This is a genomic window from Marinobacter psychrophilus (assembly GCF_001043175.1).
Taxonomy (GTDB): domain Bacteria; phylum Pseudomonadota; class Gammaproteobacteria; order Pseudomonadales; family Oleiphilaceae; genus Marinobacter; species Marinobacter psychrophilus.
The window spans coordinates 2,397,650-2,421,842 of sequence record NZ_CP011494.1 but is presented as its reverse complement, the minus strand read 5'-3'; the positions used below and the strand labels follow the sequence as shown (position 1 = coordinate 2,421,842).

The window sequence follows — 24,193 nt, the reverse complement described above, 5'->3', positions numbered from 1 at the left end:
ACTACAGAGCTTTGACTGCGGTGAGCACCTCATCGACATGGCCCGGCACTTTTACGCCGCGCCATTCGTGGCGAAGTACGCCTTTGGCGTCGATCAGAAAGGTGCTGCGGTCAATACCCATGTATTCTTTGCCGTAGAGTTTTTTCAGCTTGATGACGTCGAACAAAGCACAGAGCTTTTCGTCTTTGTCGGAAATCAGGTGAAACGGCAGTTCGAACTTGCCACGAAAATTGTCGTGGGATTTCAAGCCATCGCGGGACACGCCAAAAATCTCGGTGTCATGTTCGGTGAAGGCTTGCATGTTGTCGCGGAAGTCCTGGCTCTCGGTGGTACAGCCGGGGGTGTCGTCTTTCGGGTAAAAATAGATCACCACATTGCGGCCGCGTAAATCGGCCAGGCGAACCGTCTGGTCGCCGGTAGCAGCCGCTTCAAAGTCAGGTATGGTTTTGTTCAGTTCTACGGATGGCATGACATCTCCTTTAATTCCCTTGTGTCAGTTCGTAGCCAACATTAACATAACGGTTTTATTCGGACGGAGCTTTTATGATTACGGGTAGCCTTGTCGCACTGGTCACACCTATGCACCCAAATGGAGACATTCATTGGGAGCACCTGGACAAACTGGTGGACTTTCACATTGAAAATGGCACTCATGGCATCGTTGCCGTGGGCACAACCGGCGAGTCTGCGACTCTGGACCCGGAAGAGCACTGTAAAACCATCGGCCACATCATCAAACGGGTGAATGGTCGCATTCCGGTAATTGCCGGAACCGGTGGCAACAGTACCCGCGAAGCCATTGCGCTTACGTCTGCGGCCCACAAGCTGGGAGCCGATGCCTGCCTGTTAGTGGTGCCTTATTACAATAAGCCAACCCAAGAAGGCCTGTACCAGCATTTCCGCACCATCGCCGAAGCCGTCCCGATGATGAAGCAAATGCTTTACAACGTCCCTGGCCGCACCGCCTGCGACATGCTGAACGAAACTGTGGTTCGCCTAGCCGATATTCCCAACATCATCGCCATTAAAGATGCCACCGGCAATGTTCCCCGCGGCGCTGAGTTAATTCAAGCGGTAGAAGGCCGTTTGGACGTTTATTCGGGTGACGACGCAACCGCCATGGAACTGATGCTGGCCGGCGCCAAAGGCAACGTATCGGTAACGGCCAACGTTGCCCCCCGGGCCATGGCCGAGTTGTGCACGGCTGCCGTTGCGGGCAATCGTGAAGAAGCCGAACGTCTGAACGAACTGCTGATGCCCCTGAATCGCAAACTGTTCCTGGAAGCCAATCCGATTCCGGTAAAATGGGCGTTGCAACGCATGGGTATGATCGGTGACGGCTTGCGCTTGCCACTGACTGTACTCAGCGAACCATTCCATGGCGAAGTGGAAGATGCCCTGAAAGCCTCAGGCGTACTCTGAGCGTGCTGAACCCGTTCCAATACCGGAGTAAGTCCATGCAGGTTCTCTCCAGAACCCGTTATTTAAGGTGCACCGCGTCTTTTAAGACCGTGGCCTGTAAACCCCTGGCCACCGCCGCCGGCTTTGCACTGTTGGCAGGCTTGGGAGGCTGCGGTGTGTTGTCGGACCGTTCCGCGGATTACGTCAGTGCGCCTGAGGGTGAAACCATTGAGCTGCCCGCAAGTGCCGACGAATCCCGCTTCCGCCAGATTATGCCAGTGCGTGATATTAACCTGGCTAACGCGGGCAAATTTTACCCGGACGGCATTCCAACGCCGCCGGACATGACCTCTGAAATTCTGGATCAGAATTATGCGGTAGAAACGCTAGACGGCCGCGCCTGGCTGTTGGTGAACGACGTTCCAGGTCGCTTGTGGCCCGCAGTCACCGCGTATATGTCTGACCGACGCCTGGGCGTTGCGTTCGACAGTCCGCTGCTTGGCTTGCAGCAGAGCGAATTGGTGAACTTCAGTCTTCGCGCTCGTGAACTGGTGCAGCTTGAGGGTGAAGCCAGCGCAAGCGAACCCAAAGTACTACTGCAGGTACGCATTGCACCCGGTGTTCGCCGTAAATCCACGGAAATTCAGGTGCGCAATATAGAGGTAGCTGATCAGCCCGAGGCTTTGCTGAACTGGGATACCACCCTTGCTCCAGACTCCGCTGACCTGGAACTGCAAAAACGGGTTCTGGCCGATATGGGCGAGTTTTTGAAAGCCGGGGAAGAGAAAAAATCTTTCTCGCGTGCGGCTTCGGGTATGACCAGCAAACCCTTGGTAAAACTGATATCCAAAAACGAGCAAGCCAGTGCCATCGAAATGCAGCTCGATTACGGTCGCGCCTGGGCGGAAGTCAGCCGCGCATTAAAAGAATCCGATATGACCGTCATAGACCTGAACCGCAGTGCAGGCTGGCTGCAGGTAGACTATCGCAGCGCCGACGAGCGCGAGTCGGGCTGGTTCAACTGGTTCAGCTGGTTTAGCGATAACGAAGTTCCGCGCCACACCCATACGGTGAACGTTACCCGCGGCGAACAGACGGTGCAGGTTAGTGCGGAAACCGCCGTTAATGACGGCGGTGAACAAACACCTTCCGCGCTTTTAAATCGCCTGTTTGACTATCTTTATTAGCGGCCATGAGCGTTATTAACAGCCGCAGGCTTTTTCAGTAACCGCGGGCTTTATTAATGATAACCGGGCTGGCTTAGGCTGGCCTGTTTTTGGAGAATCCCATGGAAAAGCGCGAAGAACTCTACGCTGGCAAGGCCAAATCGGTGCACACCACTGACGATCCTGAGCGTTTTGTACTGGTATTCCGCGATGACACCTCGGCCTTTGACGGCGAGAGAGTAGAGCAGCTGAATCGCAAAGGCATGGTGAACAACAAGTTCAACGCCTTCATTATGGAAAAGCTGGAAGCTGCGGGCATTCCTACCCACTTTGAAGGCTTGCTTTCAAACACTGAATGCCTGGTGAAAAAGCTCGACATGATTCCGGTCGAGTGTGTGATTCGCAACATCTCCGCCGGCAGCCTGTGCCGCCGTATTGGCGTAGAAGAGGGCCTGGAGCTGAACCCGCCCACCTTTGAGCTGTTCCTGAAAAACGACGCATTGCACGACCCAATGGTCAACGAATCACTGGCGATAACCCTGAGCTGGGCCAAGGCTGACGAGCTGGCACAGATGAAAACGCTGACCTATAAAGTAAACGACGTGCTTAAAACCCTGTTTGCAGACGCCGGCATGCTATTGGTTGACTACAAACTGGAATTTGGCCGTAGCCATGGCCAGATTGTGCTGGGCGACGAGTTCAGCCCCGATGGCTGCCGCATATGGGATGCCGAAACCCGCAATAAAATGGACAAAGACCGTTTTCGCCAAGGCCTTGGTAACGTGATTGAAACCTACGAAGAAGTAGGCCGCCGTTTGGGTATGTCGTTCGACTGATACTGGTTCAAAAATACGGAACATCAGCTATGCGCAGATTATTTACGATTTTGGTCGGATCAGCCGTTCTAGTAGCGCCTGCGGCGCAAGCAGACGTGTTCGGGCTTGGGGCTCAGATAGGTTACTGGGATTCGGAACTGTCTGGTGACGTTGCAGCCAATGGTGGCTCGGTGGACGTCAAAGACGAGCTCAATCTGGACGGTGAAAGCAGCAATCAGCTGAGCTTGTATCTGGAACACCCGGTCCCTCTGCTGCCCAATGTGCGCGTGGCTTATGTCAATATTGACCAGACTGCCCGCGGCCGTTTGAGCGGTGACTTCGATGGTATTAGCGACGGCTCAGACGTACGCTCTGATCTGGAACTGGAACAGCTTGACCTTACCCTGTACTACGAAGTACTGGATAACTGGGTCAATCTGGACCTGGGCCTGACTGCGCGGGACTTCTCCGGCGAGTTGCTGGTGCAGGGTAATGGCCAGAGTAGCCGGACAACAGCCAACGCTGTTGTGCCCATGGGCTATCTTGCAGCGCGTTTTGATCTGCCGTTCAGCGGTGTCAGTGTTGGCGTCGTAGGCAATGCTATTGCCTACAGCGGTGACTCTCTGCACGATTTTAACGTGTACGGCCAGTATCAGTTGTCAGTGCTGCAGTTGCGCGCCGGCTATCGCCAAATGGCGGTGGATTACGAAGACGGTGACGACCGCTTCGACGTGGAAATAGATGGTCCGTTTGTCAGCGCCGGAGTGGTTTTTTAAGGAGAAAGTCTGTTGAAAATTCTGGTCACCGGTAGCGCCGGTTTTATTGGTTTCCATCTTGCGCAACGCCTGCTGGATCGTGGCGACGAAGTCATCGGGGTTGATAACCTGAATGACTACTACGATGTGAATCTGAAAGAAGCTCGCCTGGCACGGCTAACGGACAAAGCCGGCTTTACGGAAGTGCGCCAGAATATCGCCGACCGTGACCTTATGGCCGCACTCTTTGAAAAACACAAACCGGAGCGTGTGGTGCATTTGGCGGCCCAAGCCGGGGTGCGCTATTCCATCGAAAACCCCCATGCCTATGTAGACGCAAACCTAGTGGGCTTTATGAATATTCTGGAAGGCTGCCGCCGCAACGACGTGCAGCATCTGGTGTATGCGTCCAGTAGCTCGGTTTATGGCGCCAACGAAGCCATGCCGTTCTCGGTGCACGACAACGTAGACCACCCGCTTAGCCTTTACGCGGCCTCGAAAAAAGCCAATGAGCTAATGGCCCACACCTACAGCCATCTGTACAACCTTCCCACCACCGGGCTGCGCTTTTTCACTGTATACGGTCCCTGGGGCCGGCCCGATATGGCGCCGTTTATCTTCACCAAGAAAATTCTGGCCGGCGAGCCGATTGACGTATTCAACCACGGTCATCACAAACGCGATTTCACGTACATCGACGATATTGTAGAAGGCGTGGTTCGCACTCTGGATCAAATAGCGCAACCGAATTCCCAATGGAGCGGCGCGCAGCCAGATCCCAGCACCAGCCGTGGGCCTTATCGCATCTACAACATCGGCAGCAACAATCCGGTGGAATTGGCTCGGTTTATTGAAACCATCGAGCAGTGTACCGGTAAAAAAGCCGAGAAAAATCTGCTGCCCATGCAGCCGGGTGACGTGGTCGCAACCTACGCCAACGTCGATGGCCTGATCAATGATGTCGGTTACAAACCCGAAACCCAGCTAGAGCAGGGTGTTGAACAGTTTGTTCAGTGGTATCGGGATTTCTATCAGGTTTAACTACGTTTCGCGTCAGCAGATTCCTGTAAAGAGCTTCCTTTCGGGAACTTTTGCAGGGTTTCTAAGCCCAGCTGCTTCAACCGTTCCGGCAACTCCAAGGTCATTTTTGACTTCGTCAGCGGGCAGTTGAATTGCAGATAATACGCCAGCAGTTGCAAGGGTACCCCAGCGGCTGAGCCATACAGCCTGTCGGCCACAATCGGGTGGCCAATACTCGCTAAATGGCGGCGAATCTGGTGTTTTCGCCCGGTTTCAATGCGCACATTCACTCTTGAAGTGCTGGCCTCAGTATCCTCGGCCTTAGTATTGATGGAGCTGGCATTGATGGAGTTGGAATTGAGGGCGTTGGTATTGATGGAGCCGGCATTGATATAAAAAGTACTCACATGACTAATCGCGGCCTTACCGTCAATGTCCCCGTCAATCGTCTGCTCCTTCACATCCAACACGCCCGTTACGTCTGCCAGATACTGTTTTACGATCGTGCGCCCGGCAAACAACTGTGACAGTGCAGCCGCAGCTTTTGAATCGTGAGCAATCAGCATCAAACCTGCAGCGTCGGCGTCCAGGCGATGAATCAAAAAGCAGGGTCGGGTTAATTGCACCTCGGCCACCCGCAATAAACTGCAGTGATCACCCCATTGTGAGCCCTGTGCCAATAGCCCGTGGGGTTTGAACCACACACTGTAGTGGCCCTTGTCTTCCAGCAGCTCAGCCTCTGGCGCCTTGCGCGTCAGAACTGCCTCGTCATAGTACAGCTGCATGCGGGTGCCAGCTTTAACGTCACGCTTGGCTTTGCGCAGCCGCACAATCTTACCCTTCAAGGTCCACCAGCACGCGCCTTTCGCCATGGCGTCTTTGATACGCTGCTTCGGCAGGCCGGAAGCCTCACTCAAAATATCCACGGCTAGGCCGGGGGTTTCTACGGTGATATCAACGGTGGTTCGCATAGCAAGCCTGATAGAAAAAGTGAGCAGCCGATTATAGAAGATATGACTGGCTAGACAAGCAGAGGGCGCCAAGCCGGGGACAGATTCGAAATCTGTCCCCTATCATGCTGCCGCTATAACGCTTTTAGAAACTGAGCGTTGCCGACAGCCAGAAATTACGTGCTTTGGCTTTCACGTTGTAGTCATCAATGTAATTGGGCTCATAAGTAACGCCACCGTCTGACGTGGTGTAAACCGTCTGGTAGCTGGTAAAATCCTCATCCAGCAGGTTATTGATGCGACCATTCAGCTCCAGGTTCTTGGTCACCCTGTAACTCGCGCCCAGGTGGAAGATGGTGTAATTCTTGTAGAATTCCGGGTAATCAAGGTCTGACGGCCAGCCCCTTGGGCTGTTGGTAAAGCGTTTGGAACGGAATTCGGTCGTCAGGAAGGTGTTGAAGCTTGGCGTAACCTGCTAGTCCAGCGTAGCGTTTGCCATGTGCTTGGCGGTGCCACTCAATGGTTTGCCTTTGTCTGCGCCGCTTTTTATTTCCGCGTCGGTGTAGGTGTAATTGGCCTTTAGCGACAGCGCGTCCAGAATGTAATAGCGGCCCGCAACTTCAATGCCGTTTATATCGGCCTTGTCGACGTTTACTTTTTGGCCAAAGGTATAGCCGTTGCCCAGAACGTCATTCCACTCTTTTGCCAGTGGTGCGCAGTCACTTGCGTCTGCGGCTGGGTCATCGCAGTGCAGAATACTGCCGCCAGACTCAATCTTGTCTTTAAAGCGGTTGGCAAACACCGTCACGTTGATGTTGTGGCCTTGCGAGTGGTTGTAATACACCGCCAGTTCGCTGTTCACACTGGTTTCAGATTCAAGATCCGGTGTTCCCACAAACGGCCGCGTGCCCTGGCCACCAAAACCGGTAATACCCGGGAACAAGTCGCTCGCTTTGGGTGCTTTATAACCGGTGCTTACGCCACCTTTGATCGCCCATGACGGGTTAAGCTCCCAGTTACCGTAAATTCTGGGGCTGGTATTGCCACCAAAAATATTATGGTCGTCATAACGCACACCGGCCGTTAGCGTGAAGTCATCGGTCATTTCCCAGTTGTCTTCCACAAACGCTGCCCATTGGCGATGGGGCTGGGTTTTACCGCCGCTAAAACCGCTGCCGGTCATGCCGAACGTTCCGTCTTCCATTTCCGCATCCAGGTACTGGCCGCCGTACACCAGCAGATGGTCACCAACCAGCGAGTCAAGTTTGACATCGACGGTGGTTTGGCGAGTTTCCAGAATCCGTTTGGTGCGGGGCAGGAAGGTCGCTTCAATATTCGCGTCGCTCGCGCCGTTTGTGACCAGGCGGTCGTACTCAAGGCGTTCCAATGCCGTTAGTGGCAGTGTACGGCCATCGTTAGACGTTTCAATACGGTGCAGGGTGATATCGCTGTTGGCAAAAGCCCATTGGCCCTGATGGCGAATGGATGCCTGTTCCCGGTTGAATTGCTGTTCCAGCGCATAACCGGCGCGGGGCAAGCGGTTAACACTGTCGGTTGTGCCCAGAGGATTGTTATTGTCTTGCGGCTTGTTGTCGTACTCCTGTTGCGAAGTTTCATAGTCCAGGGTCAGATCCTGGTTGTCGGCCAAGCGATAGGTTACTCGCGCACCCAGGTTCAGGTTTTCATTATTTACCGTGCGCCCGCCGCTGCCAAAGCCCAGCTCCCGGGATACCGGATTGCCATTTGGGTCAATGCCCGGTTCATAGCCCGGATTAGACGCGTCACGGTTGTACCAAGAACCACGCAAACCAACGCCCAGTCTGTTGGCAATGATTGGCCCGGAAAGTGTGAATTCTGAGGTGTCGTCATCGCCAAAATCGCTGTCGGTCTCAACGGTGCGGCTGTGAGAAAGAGATCCGTGCCAGGCATCGCCGATTTTCTTGGTGATGATGTTGATAACACCACCCAGAGCATCTGCGCCATACAAGGTAGATGCCGGACCACGAATAATCTCGATGCGCTCGATCATCTCCTTCGGCGGAATGTGATTGAACTGGTTACCGCCAAAGTTGTTCGGATAAATATCGCCCACGTTATTCTGGCGCTTGCCGTCAATCAGAATCAACGTGTAGTCCGCACCCATACCGCGAATGCTAATCCCACCCTGGCCGGTCTTGTCGGTTGTTTCGCCTACGTCTACGCCCTCTACCTGCCGCACCGCATCTAACAAAGTGACATAGGGCTTACGATCAAGCTCCTCTTTGCTGATGACGGTAATCGAGGCTGGTGCGTCGGTTATTTTTTGTTCAATGCCGGAGGCACTAACCACCATGGTATCCAGTTGTATCGGCTGTTGCGCATGTGCGGCACCAGTGCCTGAAACAATGGCAATAGAGAGCAGGGAAGGTGTAAGCGTCTTCACAGATCAAGCGTCCTTGTAAGTTTTTGCGGATGCTAACGTGTCTCGTTAGCGTTAGAGGCAAGTGAAGGTACCTAAGCTTTAATAAATTATCAATAGCAATAATTCTCATTTGTATATTTAATGTAAATAATTCGTAATTGCTTTAGCGAGTACTTCTCATTAAGTTTTTTGGTGTTTATAGTGGCGCACTCTTGAATTCGGCGGAGGTACAAGGGCCATGGCGACGAGCGTTTGGTTGAAGCATTTGCTGCGCTGGCACTGGGTCAGTTCAGCTTTGGCGCTGTTTGGCCTGCTGCTGTTCGTTATCACTGGCGTCACGTTGAACCACGCAGGGCAAATACCCGGCACGCCGGTTGTAACGGTTGTAGAGGGCATAGCGCCTGATGCTGTTCTGGCGTCAGTGGTAGAAGCTCAAAAAGCTGACTCAGCGGTCCTGCCCATAGCGTTGAATCACTGGTTAAAGCGTGAACAAGGGCTGGCGCTAAAACCGGGTGCGGTTGAATGGAGCGAGTACGAGCTTTATGTGTCGCTGCCTAAGCCAGGAGGCGACGCATGGTTGAGTTTGGATTTGAACACCGGTGAGCTGCTTTACGAAACCACCGACCGGGGCTGGATTGCTTGGCTTAACGACTTGCACAAGGGCCGCAATGCCGGCCCGGTATGGTTCTGGTTTATCGATGTGTTCGCGGTAATTTGCCTGGTGTTCTGCCTTACAGGCCTGGCGGTATTGGGTCTGCATGCGCGGGAGCGAATCTCGGTGTGGCCGGTGGTTGGATTGGGTGTTCTGCTGCCACTGCTGCTGGCTGTGGTTTTCGTTCATTAATACAGGGAGTAAAGGATTGATATGGCATACACACGTTGCGTAATCGTCAGGTCGTTTTTGCCATTGGTGCCGCTATTACTGCTTGCCGCTGCGCCCACAGCGGCATCCGAGCTTAGCGTTAGTGTTGAAATACCGGCTTTGCAGGTAGCGGAATACCATCGCCCCTACGTCGCCGTATGGGTGGAAAACGATCGCGAGCGCCATCAGGCAAACCTGGCGCTGTGGTTTGATCACGATGCGGCAAACAACGAAGGCAGCAAATGGCTGAAAGACCTGCGTCAGTGGTGGCGCCGCAGTGGCCGTAACCTCAGTTTCCCCGCAGACGGCTTTACCGGTGCTACCCGCCCTGCTGGCCACCATCAGATTCGCTTTGATGGCAGCCACAAAGCACTGGCTCAACTGCCTTCAGGGTCTTATCAGTTGGTGATTGAAGCAGCGCGGGAAGTGGGTGGGCGCGAACTGGTGAAGCTGCCGTTTAATTGGCCCATCGTTCAGGAAAGCCGTTCCAGGGCGCAAGGCAGTGACGAACTGGGCTTGATAGAGCTCTCACTAAAACCGTAACGGGCCATAGAAAGCCATTTATCGCACACAACAGGATGAAATCATGACACTAAAACAGCTTGCCCGCAGGGGCGCGCTTGCGTTGCTTATGCTCGCAATCATCGCGCCAGCTCATGCTCACCGGGCATGGATGCTGCCTTCTGCAACGGTATTGTCCGGCGACAGCGCTTGGCTAACCGTAGACGCCGCTATTTCCAATAGTCTGTTTTATTTCGAGCACCATGCCATGAACTTGTCGGGTCTGGAAATTATCGGCCCTCAGCAGCAAAGCTTGGAAGCGGTCAACCAAGCCCGCGGGCGCTATCGCTCGGTCTTTGACGTAGAGCTAAGTCAACAGGGCACTTACACACTGCAGATTCATAATCAGGGTGTCTTCGCGAGCTATGAAATGAACGGCGAACAGAAGCGCTGGCGCGGCACGGCGGAGCAGCTTAAAGACATCCCGGCGGCTGCCAGCAACGTGAAAATCCGTGAAATAGACCGGCGCATGCAAACCTTCGCAAGCCTGGGAGCGCCAACCACAAACACATTCAATTCCAGCGGCGTAGGCTTGGAAATGCAGCCCATCACCCACCCCAATGACTTGTTTGCGGGTGAAACAGCCCAGTTCCGTTTCCTAATGGACGGAAAACCGGCGACTGATTTAAACGTTGTGCTGATTCGCGCGGGCATACGCTACCGTGACCAGGTGAATGCAATGAATTTGACCACCAATAACCTTGGTGAAATCTCCGTAGACTGGCCTGAGGCCGGTATGTACTGGCTGGAAGTGGAAACCCAACAACCCGGTAAGAACGTTGAGGGCGCTACCCGTTCGCTGGGTTACAGCGCCACGCTCGAGGTGTTGCCGTTGTGAAGTCGCTCGCCGCCGCAGGCATTGTTGTAATGCTTGCAGCGACGGCTTGGGTCTGGCAACTGGAGTTGCTGTCTGCTGCCCGCCAATGGGTCGCCAGTGCTGCGTTGCTAGCGTATGCCGCTATGCTTGCTGTTTATTATCAACGGCTAAAGTGGCAATTGAGCCACGCCCTTGCGCAAAGCGTGGATTACCTGGTCGCTTATGCTACTGAAACCGGCACCGCACGGGCTCTGGCCCAAAAAACCTGTAAGCGGCTGGAACAATGTGGCTTTTGCGCGCAGATCGTGGAGCTCAACCAGCTAGCCGGGTGCCCGATAGCAAAACGGGGATTGCTGGTAGTCGCCAGCACCAGCGGTAATGGCGACGCGCCCCGCACCGGAAACAGCTGGCTCATTGAAAACAATAGCTTACAGCCATGGCAAGGCGCCTGCTTTGCGGTTTTGGCTTTGGGCGATCGCAATTACAGTCAGTTCTGTGGCTTTGGTATCGCCGTGGCTTCCCACTTGCAACAATCCGGCTTGCTGCCCCTGTTTGATCCCGTTCTAGTCCATCAAGCCGACCCCCAGTCCGTTGATTTCTGGTTCCGTCAGCTAAAACACCAGCACCATCGTAAATAATCCGTAAATGCTCGCCTAATGTCTGGTTATTTAAGCCAATCAAGTTAGGCTATGCCGCTTGCTTACGATTATTGAGGTTTGAAGTTGTGGATTCATCGAGGTTGTCTTTTTCTCGTGTTCTTGTCGTTATAATTTTTGTTGCTGTAATTGCGGGTGGTGCCTTTTGGGCGTATCGCCACTTTTACGCGGCAAGTAATAACACAGCTGACGTGACCACCACAGCCGTCAGCCGAGGCGACATAGACGTTTTGGTGAGCGCCACCGGCGTTTTGGAACCCAGCAACTTTGTGGATGTGGGCGCGCAGGTGTCCGGGCTGCTAGACGTGATTCACGTCAGAGTGGGCGAACAAATCAGCAAAGATCAGCTTCTGGCAGAAATTGACCCGACCATCTATCTGGCCAGGGTAGACGCTAATCGTGCCCAACTAAAAAATCAACAGGCTCAGTTGGCCGATCGCAAAGCCCAGCTCACTCTTGCCGACATACAGTTCCAACGCCAAACCAATCTGTTCCGTGAAGACGCCACCACCCGGGAAAACCTGCAAATTGCCGATGCTTCGCTGGCGTCTGCTCAGGCTCAGCTAGCCATGTTGCAAGCGCAACTGGAACAAACGGCATCTACCCTGCGCGCGGAAGAAGCCAATTTGGATTACGCCCGCATTTATTCCACCATGGAAGGTACCGTCGTATCCATCACAGCTCGCCAGGGCCAAACCCTGAACACATCACAGCAAGCACCCGTGCTGATGCGCATTGCCGATCTGTCTAATATGAAAGTCCGCGCCCAAGTGTCCGAAGCAGACGTGGGCAGGCTAGCCCCGGGCGACAAGGTGTATTTCACCACTCTGGGCGAACCTGGCAAGCAGATTTATGGCCAGCTTGACTACATCGAACCCACGCCCGAAGTGCTCAACAACGTGGTGTTATACAACGCATTTTTCAGCGTGCCTAATGAAGCAGGGCGTTTATTGCCAAGCATGACGGCGCAGGTATTTTTTGTGGTGGAACAGGCGAGGGACGTATTGCGGGTGCCCGCGGCGACCGTTGCGGGCGGTCAGGTTTGGCTGCAACAGAGTTCCGGCGAACTGGTAGAACGCAAAATTGAAGTAGGTATCAGCAACCGTATTTATACCGAGGTTCGCGACGGTCTGGCCGATGGCGATCTGGTGGTCACAGGCGGAGCACCCTCAAGGCAAGCAGCGTCTTCGGGCATGGGCGGGGGCTCACGGTGACAGCGCCACTGATTGAATTGCGCCAGATTACCCGGACCTTCGGCGCGGGCGACTTGCAAGTGCCTGTGCTCAAGTGCATAGATTTGAGCATTCAAGCAGGGGAATTTGTCGCCATTATGGGGGCATCCGGGTCTGGCAAGTCCACCTTGATGAACATCCTTGGCTGTCTGGATGTGGCAAGCTCCGGGCACTATCTGTTTCAGGGCAAAGACGTGTCAGGGTTCAAACGCGACGACCTAGCTCGTGCCCGCCGCGAATCCTTCGGGTTTATATTTCAGAGCTACAATCTGCTGCCCGGCATAAGCGCGTTAGACAACGTCGAAATACCGGCCATCTACGCCGGCCTTGGTAAAAAACAGCGCCGGGAGCGGTCTACCGTACTGCTTGGGGAACTCGGGTTAAGCGATAAATTGCTCAACACCCCAGCCCAACTGTCGGGCGGGCAGCAGCAGAGGGTATCCATTGCCCGCGCGTTGATGAATGGCGGTCAAATTATACTGGCGGACGAACCAACCGGCGCCCTTGACAGCGTCAGCAGCAAAGACGTTATGCGGCTGTTGCAAAGCCTGTCAGACCGCGGTCACACCGTTATTCTAATTACCCACGACGCCAAAGTCGCCCAGACGGCAGATCGCCGGATCACCATTGCTGACGGGCTGATTACCCACGATACCGGCGCCGTTCAGAACAACGCTGTTGCGTCAGAACACCCCCTGGCTGCGCACAAAACAACCGACGTCAGCGGCGCTTCCGGTTGGTTTGAGGCGCTAAAAAGCGCGGTGCATTCCCTCAGTACAAACCTGTTCCGCACGGCGTTGACCCTGCTGGGCATTGTGATTGGCGTAGCGTCGGTGATCACCATGCTGGCGATCGGTGAAGGCGCACGCCAAGACATTGTTGACAGAATCAGCGCCATGGGCAGCGACCTACTCTTGGTGCGCCCTGGTGGCCCAGACCAGAGGGGTGGACGTTGGAGCGTCACTACCCTGGTGCCGTCTGACTACCACGCCATCCGAGACATACCCGGGATTCGAGCGGCGGTTCCGGAAGTCACAGGTGGCCAAACCCTGCGTTTTGGCAATCGCGATCACCAGACCGAAGTTAATGGCACAGCCTACGAATTTCCCGCCGCACGGCAATGGCCCGTCGTCGCCGGTACCTTTTTTAACGAAGTCGACGAAAACCGCTACGCCGCGGTGGCGGTGTTGGGCAAAACCGTGGCCGAATCTCTATTTCCCGAACAAAGCCCGTTGGGCCACTACCTGATGGTCAATAACGTTTTGTTTCAGGTCATTGGCGTAATGGATGAACGTGGGGCATCCCCTTGGGGGCAAGACCAAGACGACGTTGTGCTGGTGCCGTACACCACCGCCAACCTGCGTATATTTGGCCAGAAACATCTGCGCAACATCACCGTTGCGGTAGCAGACTCCGCCGACATGAACGCGGTGCAAGACCAAGTGCACAGCACGTTGCTCACGCGCCATGGCAGCGAAGATTTTCAGATCCGCAATATGGCGTCACTGATCGATACCGTGTCAGACACCCAAGACACCCTGACATGGCTGTTAGGCTCTATCGCCGCGATTTCGCTGCTGGTGGGTGGCATTGGCGTCATGAACATCATGCTGGTGAGCGTGACCGAGCGCACCCGGGAAATTGGTATACGCATGGCTACGGGTGCTCGCACCCGCAATATTCTTCAGCAGTTCTTAACCGAGGCCTGGCTGGTGTCGGCCATTGGTGGCGTTATCGGCGTCATCCTTGGCATAGCGGCAACCCAAATCGTAGGCTGGTTTGACACACCCGTTGTGGTCACCGTATTTCCCATGGTGCTGGCGTTCAGCTGCGCCTTCGGTACCGGGCTTCTGTTTGGCTATTTGCCCGCGCGTAAAGCGGCTCATCTGGACCCTGTTCAGGCCCTGGCCGCGGAGTAATCTTATGATCCATCGCTCACAACAGACACGGAGCCTTGCAGCAAAGCCTAAACGGCGGCTGGCATTGTGTGTGTGCACGTTAACGGCCGGCCTTGCCCTGGCAGGTTGTGCTACTCAGGTGGCCACACCGGCGTCGGTGCCGATGAACGGCGCATCTCTGCATGTGTTGGCTTGGGCACCAGAGCTGAACTCAACAGCTTTCACCGGGCCCGCTGTCACTGACGAACAATGGTGGCAGGCATATGGCGATCCCAACCTGCTAGCGTTGATTGAAAAAGCGCGGGCGGCCAATCCAGACTTGGCCATTCTGGCCGAGAATCTGGTGCAAGCCGATTTACAGCTGCAGAACGCCGGCGCCAGCCTGCTACCGGGCATTGGTTTAGGCGGTAGTACCGGCGAACAGACGAGGCGCCCAAGCGGCGGTGACTGGCTAAGCAGTGGCTCCACATCAGTATCCACATCGATCAGTTACGAGGTGGATCTTTGGGGCAGGCTGGGCGCAGCAGAAGACGCCGCTAGCTTCCGCCGCGATGCCAGCACGTTTGATTTCGCCGCCGCGCAGCTCAGTCTTTCCGGTGCAGTGGCCAGTAACTGGTTTCAACTGTTGGAGTTACGCCAGCGCCTGAACATCGCCCGGCAAAACCTGGAACTGGCAGAGCAAACCTTGCGCATTGTGGATGCGCGCTATCGCAACGGCGTTGCCGACCGCTCCGAACTAGCTCGCCAACGCACAACCGTGCTGGTGTTGCGTAACGCCTTGCCCACGCTAGTGTATGGCCTGCGCCAGAGCGAAGCGGCACTGCAGGTGCTTAGTGGCGAGCCGCCCTGGATGGAAAGCGTCAACGCATCCCAAGATGCACCCGTAGATGTACTCGTGGGAGAACTCTTAGGCCAATCCGGCGGTGAATTAAGGAGTGAATTAAAGGGTGAGCTACGAAAAATCCGTATTCCGGACATCAATGCAGGCTCGCCGGCAGAGCTGATCACCCGAAGGCCAGACCTTGCCGCCGTCGAAGCCCGCTTGCAGGCGGCCGACGCCGACATCGCCCAGGCCCGAGCTGCGCTCTTGCCGGCGGTGTCATTAAGCGCGGCCCTGGGACTCTCTTCCGATGGGTTGCTTAGCCTATCCAGTCCGCTGACTACGGCCAGTGGTTTGCTCGCCCTTAGCCAAACCCTGTTCGACGGTGGTACTCGAAGCAACAATGTGGCGCTCAGCGAATCGCGCCAGGTTGCCCTGGTACAAAGCTATCGCTCATCCCTATTGAGCGCGTTTTTAGAAGCGGGAGACGCCATGGCGCGCATCAATCTGTTCCGGGAACAGGAACAGCGACTGGCGGAAATTGAACAGCAGGCAGAAGAAACTCTGCGCTTGAGTGAAGTTCGCTATCGCCAGGGCGCAGAAGAACTGATCACCCTGCTAGACAGCCAGCGCACGTTGTTCGATGCCAGAGTACGGCGCAGCGAAGCGCGGCTGAATCATCTGCTGGCAAGCGTGGATTTGTACAAAGCAGTCGGCGGTGGCTTTTGAACCACCGCCGTGGCACGACGGACGTGCGGGAAGAGCGGTTTAGCGAATCAGCCCGGTTCGAAGTGCTGCTTCAGCCAAGCGTTAATGTCGTTGGATTCGTACAGCCACTGGTGGCTGCCGTCCGCTTTGGCAATCCGCAAGCAGGGTACTTTCACGGCACCGCCGCCGGCTAAAATTTCAGCGCGGTGCTCAGTGTTATGCTGGGTGTCACGCAGTTCAATATTCAAACTCATGCGTTTGATTTCTTTACGAACTTTGACGCAGAACGGGCAGGTTCTGAACTGATACAGCGCCAGGTCCCGGCACGCTTCGTCTACTTTCTGTTGCTCTTGGGCGTTACGCTGCACGGGTTTGCCACCTCCGATTTGCTCGTTGAGCAGTACAAGCGGGGTCAGAATAAGCCGCAAAGTGCGGAAAAAATAACGAATGACAATTCTCATGAAATAAGCCTTGGCGGTCAGTATTAAAATATGTTTTCGCACTTACTTACGATCGATTCGCAACTAAGGACCGACAGGGTATCAGATTTTTTGCGCTCCGCGCAGAATCCTGTAACCATTCCGGAAATGACAAAGCAGAGTGATAAGCCCATGAACAGCCGCTGGCGGGTAGGCATCGATCTTGGTGGAACAAAAACCGAAGTCATCTTGTTAGACGGCGCCAACAAAATTCACTTCCGCGCTCGCATCGCAAGCCCTCAGGGAGATTACGAAGCCACCCTGAATTCCATTAAAGAATTGGTCGAAGCCGCTGAATTGCGGGTCGGCGGAGCTTCATTGCCTGTAGGTGTGGGCATTCCCGGCTCCGTCTCGGGCCTGACAGGCCTGGTCAAAAACGCCAACTCGACGTGGCTTAATGGCCAACCCATGGCCGCTGATCTAACCCACCTGCTGCAACGCCCGGTTGGCCTGACTAATGACGCCAACTGTCTGGCCCTGTCGGAAGCCAGCGATGGCGCGGGGCAAGGCTACAAAGTCGTGTTCGCGGCCATTCTGGGCACCGGCTGTGGCGCTGGCATCACCGTTAACGGCCAACTGCTCAGCGGCCCTAACGGTCTTGCGGGCGAATGGGGCCACAACCCACTGCCATGGACACCACAAGCAGAACTAAACCAGCGCCCGTGCTTCTGTGGCCGCTTTGGCTGCAACGAAACTTTCTTGTCTGGCACCGGGCTGGCCCTGACACATCGCTTGCTGTGGGATGAGCAGTTGGATGCCCGAAACATCGTTGAGCGTTTTCAAAACGATCCCCGCGCTGTCCGCTCACTCGACGATTACGCAGATCACCTGGCCCGCGGCCTGGCGGCAGTCATCAACTTGCTGGACCCAGACGTCATCGTACTGGGCGGCGGCATGTCAAACGTACCGAGCCTTTACGACGAGTTGGCAACGCGTTTACCGGCGTATGTTTTAGGGAGTGAGTGCGAAACACCCATACGTCAAGCGACACACGGCGACTCCAGTGGCGTCCGCGGTGCCGCTTGGCTAGCCCAAGACAGGGGGCGGATTTAAAATCCGTCCCCGCTTTTCAATTCGCCCAGCCCTAATTCCGCCTCTTTCTCAGCGAAGCTCGAATAGCTGAGCTGAGCACGCCCCAGCGGTTCACGATCAATGCCGCAAAAATCAAACCGCAGCCGGCCAGCTGAACTGGGGTCATGATTTCATCAAACCATCCTGCTGCGAACAAAGACACCCAAACCGGTTCAATCACCAGAATAACGGCGCCGTGACTATGCGTAGACAAGCTCTGCGCATACGTTTGGGCAAGAAAGCGCCCTGCGGTGCCCACAATTGCGCTGGCAAGAATCCACCAGATCAGAAGCGGTGGCGGGTCACTGAACGTTGGCTGCCAGGGTTCTGTAACCAGCGATTCCACCAACGTCACCAAGCCGACGGTAAGCAGCGCAATAGCCGTCAGCGGCAGTGCTGGAATACGCTGTTTTGCGATGGTGTTGCCATGCCGGTTAACGGCAGTACGTTGATTTGCAGCGCGGGTGTTCAATGTAAAATACAGCGCAAAAATAGAGGCGGCCATTGCGAAAAAAATCTGCGCAGGCTCTGGCTGAAAACCGTTACCAAGCGACAGAAACGCCAGCCCGGCTACCGCGACGGGAATGGCAAACCAAGTGCTGGCAGGTTGTGCCTCTTTAAAAAGGAGGCGAGCAATAATGGGAACAATTACCACGCCCAGGCTCGTTATAAATGCCCCTTCACCCATGCTTTTGGCATGAAACAGGCCCATCACCCAGCAACTCATGGCAACGCCGAACACCAGGCCAACACCCACGCCGCGTTTGACTTGATCCCCACTCAAACGTGCCAGTGACCGGTAAGCGAAAACCGCTAAAAAGCCACCTGCGATCAAAAATCTCAGCGCCATAAACAACAACGGCGGCATCAGCAATATAGCTTCTTTAGAGAATATCCAGCTGGTGGCAGCAAGCAGCGTAACACCAACCAGAATCAGGTCAGGTTTATGAACGTTCGTCATGGTGAGGCTCAGCTGTCAAGGGATAGGGGACAGATTTCAAATCTGTCCCCAGTTTGCGAGTAATGTATAGTTTGCGAAGTAAAAAAGGAAGAAGGCTTAGTGGAAGGCGCTAAAAGTTGCCACTTGACTAAGGACAAGGACGGGTCTTAAATCTGTTCCTTATCTTAAAAACTCGCCCCGCCGGCAACCGCCTCAGAACAGCACACCCGATTTCGCCCTAAGGCCTTGGCTTCGTACAATGCCTTATCCGCTCGATTGACGGCACTCTCAACCGATTCCATGGCGGTATCCACTTCCGCCACGCCTATGCTTACGGTAATACGCACGTCTAACCCATCACCGGCATCAACAACATGCCTTTCAACGCCCCTACGGATAAGTTCGGCACAACTCCGGGCTTCCGCATGGTCAGCGCCGGGCAAAAGAATCACAAACTCCTCGCCGCCAACTCGGGCGACCAGATCCGTATCCCGGCTGTATTGTCGTAAAATGCCGGCTATGTCCACCAATGCCGAGTCGCCAACATGATGGCCGTGTTCATCGTTCACCGCTTTGAAATGGTCAATATCAAGTGCGATAACAGACAAGGGTTCCCCGGCGGCTCTCGCCTTTTCACCTATATATTCACCCTCAGACACAATTTGTCGGCGGTTATAAAGTTGAGTGAGCGGGTCGGTCGCCGCTTGCTGTTTGAATTCATTCTGTTTGGAGCGGATATTCTCCAGCACTTTTATCCGGTACGAGATGATGAACGCCAGCGTTAGTGCTTCCAGCACAATGCCAATCCCGACACCATGGCCGTTTATGTAATTCGGCGCGACCAGGCCTTTGTAATACAGCACGGCAATCCCGTTGAACACCACAAAAAAAGTGTGGCCGACAAGAAAGTACTTCACCAAGGGGTGACCTTTACGCAACAACGAGATACCGACCGAAAAGGTCACCACCATTAATAGCACCGCGAGGCTGGCTGCGGGTTTCAGTGCCCCGACAGCATCAAACAAGCCATATACTAGCGTGATGGCCAACAACGCCAACATGCCCTGCAGCACGCGGTGTTCGGTGGGGTAAAACTCTTCAGTCTCGAAAATCGACATCATGAACAACAATAGAAAAATCGGCATGGTGATAAGCGCCAGATTCAACACGAAAACGGCATCGCCGTAGATATTGAATGCTTTGCCAAGCAGCCCGTAGGAGAGCGCAATCCAAGCCAGGCCTGATATCAGATACAAAGAATAGAAAATGTTCTCGCTTTTGCTGGTGGCGAAGTACAAAAGGGCGTTGTACAAAACCATTGCCAACAATATGCCCACCAACAACGCGATGTCCAGATGACCACCAACGAGTGCTTGGCGAGATCGCGCATTGTCATAGATTTCCAATGAAAACCATTGGTGCGAATAAACATGGCTGCGAACGTAAACAACCACGGTTTCTCCCAGAGGCACCGTGAACGGATAGACCACCGTTCCCTGGTACATAAGGAGATGGTCACTGGCATCGTTAAGGTCAACCGATGCTTGGTCAATCAGATTTTGAGAACGCTCTTGAAAAATATCGACTGAACGGGCGTGATAAGCACTGGGCAAGTGCAGAAGAAGAGCCCTTGCCTTCAGGCTCGAATTGCGAAGAGTAAAACGGAACCAGGTCACTGCCGCCTTGGCACCAAGCGACGTGCTGCTGGTCGTCTCCTGAAAGGTCTGCTTACGAACTTCCTCGTAGCTCAGCGACTGCGAATCGTCAGTGAAATACTCAACTCGAAAATCTGTTAACCGAATCGCTTCCTGGCCGATAGTCAGAATCGACGACGCTTGAGCGGCAAAGCTCAAGATGAACAACAACAAAAAGCTCAAAATCGTTCGGTAGGGGGCCATTTAAGGAATCCTTACACTTTGAGACTGAAAGTTTATCACCTGTGCGGCAATTGCTCACGTCAATATGTAAAGATAAAGGACATATTTTAAGTTCTGACCTCTGCCGTATTGAAACGACTGGCTAATTCTTAAAACGGCTTTTAAATTAGTTTAACAGTTTAATTTGAGGCGCAGTTAACGCAGGGTATGCGCTTGAGCGCAATCAAGGGTTTTTGAACTGTATATTACAGCGGCGACTGACCCAGCCCGCCAGCAGGTCTTACACCCTTTTTGAATTTGTCCTTGCTGTGCTCCGAAGACACGCGAATACGAAGGATTGCGATCCGTGAAAAAGATATTAATTTTTAGCATTATTAGCTCTACAGTTAAATTAAGTCTGCTTGCCGAATTAAAAACATGTCGACGAATTGCGCTATTTGCCACAGTAATATCTTTTTTAACTATGTCTTTGTATATGCAAGTATGCTCCTTTTATACCTTTTCGGATATATTATTTATTTTTGCACTGTTCGCATTTCCTTTTTTGATTTTTATTCTGAAGTTTTCATCGAGAAATATAATTAATTTTTGGAAGTAAGAGTTGTTGTTAGCATCAACTAGAGTTTTATGAAAATTGATATCTGCAATAATGCTACTCTCACTATCAGGACTTCTTGCATTTATTTCATTTTCCATTACATCTAAAGCTTCTTTTATACGGTGAACATGATTGTCAGTCCTGTTAACTGCAGCTAGTTCGGCAGCTGATTACTCAATATACATGCGTAGTTCAAATAATGAGCAGAGGTGTTTTTCATCTCTCAAATAATTGGAATATGTACTGAATGATCCGAGTGCAAATTTTTTCGATGAATATGCAGAAATAGTTTTCTTGGAGTCTATGAAGACAGGACTTTTAAGGTTTGATATCGATTCGATAATTACGGACTCAATTAATTCTAATTTATCTGAAATTTGTATTTTTATTTTAGCTTGAAATATAAGGTTTCTAATTATTTCTCAATCAGTACAGGGTGCCTTTAGCCTTTTGGGAAGAAAAGATGGAAAAGATGCTGTATTCCCTGTGCGATAAAATTCGCTGTTATCAACAGTAAGAGCTACCCCCTTCCCCTCCGAGTCGCGCTCCTGTTGAGTTATTTAGCTTGCCTCAAGGACAGCTCATCCGCTTTAGGTTGTAGCGTTTCACGTAAGAGATCGATGAACAGGCGTACCTTGGCGGACAGGTCCAGTATTACTGTGGCGGTGACAGCCCAATTTGAGTTCTGCCCAAATCGCTACTTCTCGATGAATTTGCCGAAATACAGGGCTAAGCGACTCTAAAAATTGTCTGGTCTCAGGTGTCGCATTTTCGCCAAGGGTCTTGGCCGCTGAAGCACCGGTTCAGCTTCACCAGCTCAACTTGTACTATATATGCGAAGTTGTTAAGTAAAGTAATGAGAACCGGCAAGAAAGGTTACTGGCTGACTATGGGCAGATCACGTCGCTACAGAATTAATTGCAGTGAATTTTTACTTTCAGCTTCTCTGAGCTAAAAAGTCGAATAGCTATGTTTTCTGGGCGTTTACGGGTTCATGGCGAAACCAAACGCGCACCCTGTTTTTTCCGGACACCGCCCGATTGATAGATTGCTCAACGGCGATTTGGAGGACTTCAAGATGATTAGCCGCCACATTGACAGAATGAGCGGCTGGTCATAACACTATCTTCTTGATTCTCTACGGCCTCGAATCACTGCAGCTGTTGGAGAATATTAAAGTTTGAGAATTCACAATAATGTTTGATAAAAATCGCCAAAACCCGCGTCTCTCAAGGAGCTGGTAAGCTGCCAGGTACTCAGAGCGCCCAAAAAACTATCAAACATCAGGCGGAAATACCGGCTGCTGTCTGTTTAGCACTGCCGAGGATTTATCAAACTTTAATATCATCGGACACCAGTTTGTAGAAGATCGATTCGCCGAGAATAGTCGCTTGAGAGAGGTAGTTGAGATCGGCCCTGGGCACGCCCACCTCAGTGAAGACACTGAGCCAGTGGTTCCGGACAACATCATGCATGACCCGCACCAGGTCCAACGCCTCTTGTTCACCAAGCCCAAATCGGGCGCAATCACTGATCGCATTCTGTAGGTTAGCCTTTCGTCCCCAAAGTCCCACCGTCATCGCCTGATCCGCAGAGATACCCGACCTGGGCTGTGGGCAAACGTCGTAGGCCGGTGTCAGCTCCAGGGTGTACCCATTCCAAAAACAGGCGTGATTGCGGGCATGGTCATCGATATTGCCGATCAGGATATTGAACACCATGCGACGAAACAGCTCAGTACCGTCGCGCTGAAAATCCAAAGCGTATTGTCTCAATATGTCCGCCAGATCAAGATAACTAGAGTAGCCTGCTCTGATTGCATACTCATCGAGACCCAGCAGTGTCATGGCGCTGAGCATGATCCGTCGGCGTGTGCCTCCGGGTGCCACCACCCGGTCAAATCGTCGAACCAGAATAACGCGTTTGTTTAAAACCCCAACCACCCGGGTGTCTGCCACATTGATTCCGGCCTTTTCGGCCAGTTGCATGCCGCCCGCTTCAATGCCGACCATGTCCGTGGCGTCCTTGCTGGATCCGAATTTGGCGATCCAATACTCTCCGTCATCCTGGAGCAGCGCTTTCGGCCTGGCACCTCCAACACTAGTGCCGTGATTCAGAGCTACGTCAAGATGGGGCTCCAAGGGAAGCCCCTGGTCAATGCGGTCAGCGGCCTCAAGAAGGTCTTCCAGAGGCGGGGCTTGGCTCGCTTTAGGGATGTATTGCCTCGGATCGCTGGTGGCATCGAGAGCACCAATCCTATCCGGGCCTGCCCGGAGCAGGTAATCAATTTCACCGAGGTCGCTTTCTTTATGCCCGGGTGCGTTTGCATACTCTCGGATCATGACGTTACGGCCCCAGGCGTCTGGAGAGGCATCCCGAATAACGCTGTTCAGTTCGAAGTCCAGAGGAATAGGCGCGTCTGTGAGCTCCCCGAGAAGGCAGTTAGGCGGCGCCAGAGGGATGGCCGCCTCACGATTCAGATAGCTGGCGGCGTACCGGAATAGGTGCTCAACCCCATCGAAGGCAACCACTCCACAGACTACGGGGCTGGTTTCCCCGGGAAGATAGAGCCAAAGGTACGCCTCATCAGAAATCATTGTTAACCACCTTCTTCTCTGTGTTTGTCGAACCCAGCATTCGTTTAGTCCTTCTCAGGAGCGTTGTGTCGTCAGAGTTAGTGGCATCCATCACACTCAAAAGGCTCTTGATCCTATCCGACAATGGTTGATTCCTCTGTGGCGGCAACGTAGCGAGTGCTTGGATATCCAGCAACCAAAAGGCACTGACCACCAGTCCGAATTCCGCATTGGGATCTCCCTTTTCGATAGCGCTGATGTGCCTGCGGTCTACGCCGCCAAGGCGGTCGCCCAGCTGGGACTGACTCCACTTACGGTGTTTGCGAGCGATAGAGATCAGGCGGCCAGTAGCCTTTAGCGCATCGTTCACCTGACGGATTTGGTAGGTTTGAGCTTCAATTGATTTGGGCATTGGTCACCAAGACGTACAAAATAGGCATGTAAGTGCAGTATAGTGCACATCGAGGAGGGATCAAGCTCAATTGTACGTAAAAACGGACATACGAGCTAGTTATGTGCGTTTTAAAGAGCAACGTAGTGCCCGTGTGTTGACCATGAGACCGGGAGGCACAGCTGTCACACGTGTCCGA

22 protein-coding genes and 1 pseudogene are annotated in these 24,193 nt (G+C 53.5%); 13 read left to right on the top strand and 10 right to left on the bottom strand.

Annotated features, from left to right (window positions below):
* Position 1: 1 nt before the first annotated feature.
* Positions 2-469: a peroxiredoxin gene (locus tag ABA45_RS10820; RefSeq protein WP_048386042.1), complete on the bottom strand. Its 468-nt coding sequence runs from the start codon at positions 467-469 to the stop codon at positions 2-4.
* A gap of 74 nt (positions 470-543) precedes the next feature.
* Here ABA45_RS10820 and dapA point away from each other — a divergent pair, with 74 nt between their 5' ends.
* From dapA to ABA45_RS10795, 5 genes are all read left to right on the top strand, one after another.
* The gene (gene dapA, locus ABA45_RS10815; RefSeq protein ID WP_048386041.1) at positions 544-1,422 is read left to right on the top strand and encodes a 4-hydroxy-tetrahydrodipicolinate synthase; all 879 of its coding nucleotides are present in this window, start codon (positions 544-546) and stop codon (positions 1,420-1,422) included.
* 35 nt (positions 1,423-1,457) lie between these two features.
* Positions 1,458-2,588, top strand: coding sequence for an outer membrane protein assembly factor BamC (gene bamC, locus ABA45_RS10810; RefSeq protein WP_048386039.1), 1,131 nt, complete (start codon positions 1,458-1,460; stop codon positions 2,586-2,588).
* A 101-nt stretch (positions 2,589-2,689) separates the two neighbouring features.
* Positions 2,690-3,403 carry a phosphoribosylaminoimidazolesuccinocarboxamide synthase gene (gene purC / locus ABA45_RS10805; protein WP_048386037.1) on the top strand — a complete coding sequence of 238 codons (714 nt, stop codon included), beginning with the start codon at positions 2,690-2,692 and terminating at the stop codon, positions 3,401-3,403.
* A gap of 29 nt (positions 3,404-3,432) precedes the next feature.
* Positions 3,433-4,158 (top strand): TIGR04219 family outer membrane beta-barrel protein, encoded by a 726-nt coding sequence (locus ABA45_RS10800; RefSeq protein ID WP_048386036.1) that lies wholly within the window; start codon positions 3,433-3,435, stop codon positions 4,156-4,158.
* Between the two features lie 12 nt (positions 4,159-4,170).
* Positions 4,171-5,178 carry an NAD-dependent epimerase gene (locus tag ABA45_RS10795; protein WP_048386034.1) on the top strand — a complete coding sequence of 336 codons (1,008 nt, stop codon included), beginning with the start codon at positions 4,171-4,173 and terminating at the stop codon, positions 5,176-5,178.
* Here the strand turns inward: ABA45_RS10795 and ABA45_RS10790 are convergent.
* The 3 genes from ABA45_RS10790 to ABA45_RS10785 form a co-directional block, all read right to left on the bottom strand.
* On the bottom strand, positions 5,175-6,128 hold the full coding sequence (locus ABA45_RS10790; RefSeq protein ID WP_048386032.1) for an RluA family pseudouridine synthase: 954 nt from the start codon (positions 6,126-6,128) through the stop codon (positions 5,175-5,177). The genes ABA45_RS10795 and ABA45_RS10790 overlap by 4 nt on opposite strands.
* 124 nt (positions 6,129-6,252) lie before the next feature.
* Positions 6,253-6,435 carry a hypothetical protein gene (locus ABA45_RS19785; RefSeq protein ID WP_406564631.1) on the bottom strand — a complete coding sequence of 61 codons (183 nt, stop codon included), beginning with the start codon at positions 6,433-6,435 and terminating at the stop codon, positions 6,253-6,255.
* A gap of 147 nt (positions 6,436-6,582) precedes the next feature.
* Positions 6,583-8,529 carry a TonB-dependent receptor domain-containing protein gene (locus tag ABA45_RS10785; RefSeq protein ID WP_198146960.1) on the bottom strand — a complete coding sequence of 649 codons (1,947 nt, stop codon included), beginning with the start codon at positions 8,527-8,529 and terminating at the stop codon, positions 6,583-6,585.
* Positions 8,530-8,746: 217 nt separating this feature from the next.
* Between ABA45_RS10785 and ABA45_RS10780 the strand changes: the two genes are divergently transcribed.
* The 7 genes from ABA45_RS10780 to ABA45_RS10750 all read left to right on the top strand — a co-directional run bounded on the left by ABA45_RS10780 (position 8,747) and on the right by ABA45_RS10750 (position 16,083).
* Positions 8,747-9,352: a PepSY-associated TM helix domain-containing protein gene (locus ABA45_RS10780; protein WP_048386031.1), complete on the top strand. Its 606-nt coding sequence runs from the start codon at positions 8,747-8,749 to the stop codon at positions 9,350-9,352.
* Positions 9,353-9,373: 21 nt separating this feature from the next.
* A complete protein-coding gene (locus ABA45_RS10775) occupies positions 9,374-9,913 on the top strand; it encodes a DUF2271 domain-containing protein (protein ID WP_048386029.1) in 540 nt (179 codons plus the stop codon).
* A gap of 43 nt (positions 9,914-9,956) precedes the next feature.
* Positions 9,957-10,769 (top strand): DUF4198 domain-containing protein, encoded by an 813-nt coding sequence (locus ABA45_RS10770; RefSeq protein WP_048386027.1) that lies wholly within the window; start codon positions 9,957-9,959, stop codon positions 10,767-10,769.
* On the top strand, positions 10,766-11,386 hold the full coding sequence (locus tag ABA45_RS10765) for a flavodoxin domain-containing protein (protein ID WP_048386025.1): 621 nt from the start codon (positions 10,766-10,768) through the stop codon (positions 11,384-11,386). The genes ABA45_RS10770 and ABA45_RS10765 overlap by 4 nt, the downstream gene beginning before the upstream one ends.
* Positions 11,387-11,595: 209 nt before the next feature.
* Positions 11,596-12,618 (top strand): efflux RND transporter periplasmic adaptor subunit, encoded by a 1,023-nt coding sequence (locus ABA45_RS10760; protein WP_227506011.1) that lies wholly within the window; start codon positions 11,596-11,598, stop codon positions 12,616-12,618.
* Positions 12,615-14,555, top strand: coding sequence for a MacB family efflux pump subunit (locus ABA45_RS10755; protein WP_048386021.1), 1,941 nt, complete (start codon positions 12,615-12,617; stop codon positions 14,553-14,555). The genes ABA45_RS10760 and ABA45_RS10755 overlap by 4 nt, the downstream gene beginning before the upstream one ends.
* A 70-nt stretch (positions 14,556-14,625) precedes the next feature.
* Positions 14,626-16,083 carry an efflux transporter outer membrane subunit gene (locus ABA45_RS10750; RefSeq protein WP_227506010.1) on the top strand — a complete coding sequence of 486 codons (1,458 nt, stop codon included), beginning with the start codon at positions 14,626-14,628 and terminating at the stop codon, positions 16,081-16,083.
* 47 nt (positions 16,084-16,130) lie between these two features.
* Here ABA45_RS10750 and ABA45_RS10745 read toward each other — a convergent pair whose 3' ends face one another.
* On the bottom strand, positions 16,131-16,523 hold the full coding sequence (locus tag ABA45_RS10745; RefSeq protein ID WP_048386016.1) for a glutaredoxin family protein: 393 nt from the start codon (positions 16,521-16,523) through the stop codon (positions 16,131-16,133).
* A gap of 150 nt (positions 16,524-16,673) precedes the next feature.
* Here ABA45_RS10745 and ABA45_RS10740 point away from each other — a divergent pair, with 150 nt between their 5' ends.
* Positions 16,674-17,594, top strand: coding sequence for an ROK family protein (locus ABA45_RS10740; RefSeq protein WP_048386014.1), 921 nt, complete (start codon positions 16,674-16,676; stop codon positions 17,592-17,594).
* Between the two features lie 31 nt (positions 17,595-17,625).
* On the opposite strand, the gene ABA45_RS10735 is transcribed toward ABA45_RS10740, so the two are convergent.
* The 5 genes and pseudogenes from ABA45_RS10735 to ABA45_RS18590 form a co-directional block, all read right to left on the bottom strand.
* Positions 17,626-18,573, bottom strand: coding sequence for a DMT family transporter (locus tag ABA45_RS10735; RefSeq protein WP_048386012.1), 948 nt, complete (start codon positions 18,571-18,573; stop codon positions 17,626-17,628).
* A gap of 164 nt (positions 18,574-18,737) precedes the next feature.
* Positions 18,738-20,450: a sensor domain-containing diguanylate cyclase gene (locus ABA45_RS10730; protein ID WP_048386010.1), complete on the bottom strand. Its 1,713-nt coding sequence runs from the start codon at positions 20,448-20,450 to the stop codon at positions 18,738-18,740.
* A 471-nt stretch (positions 20,451-20,921) separates the two neighbouring features.
* Positions 20,922-21,182: pseudogene (locus tag ABA45_RS10725) on the bottom strand (FCD domain-containing protein); the annotation flags it as partial.
* 1,176 nt (positions 21,183-22,358) lie between these two features.
* Positions 22,359-23,624, bottom strand: a complete 1,266-nt coding sequence (locus tag ABA45_RS10720) for a type II toxin-antitoxin system HipA family toxin (protein ID WP_048386005.1) — start codon at positions 23,622-23,624, stop codon at positions 22,359-22,361.
* The gene (locus ABA45_RS18590) at positions 23,614-24,015 is read right to left on the bottom strand and encodes a helix-turn-helix domain-containing protein (RefSeq protein WP_084708328.1); all 402 of its coding nucleotides are present in this window, start codon (positions 24,013-24,015) and stop codon (positions 23,614-23,616) included. Before ABA45_RS18590 ends, ABA45_RS10720 begins: the two co-directional genes overlap by 11 nt.
* Positions 24,016-24,193 lie beyond the last annotated feature (178 nt).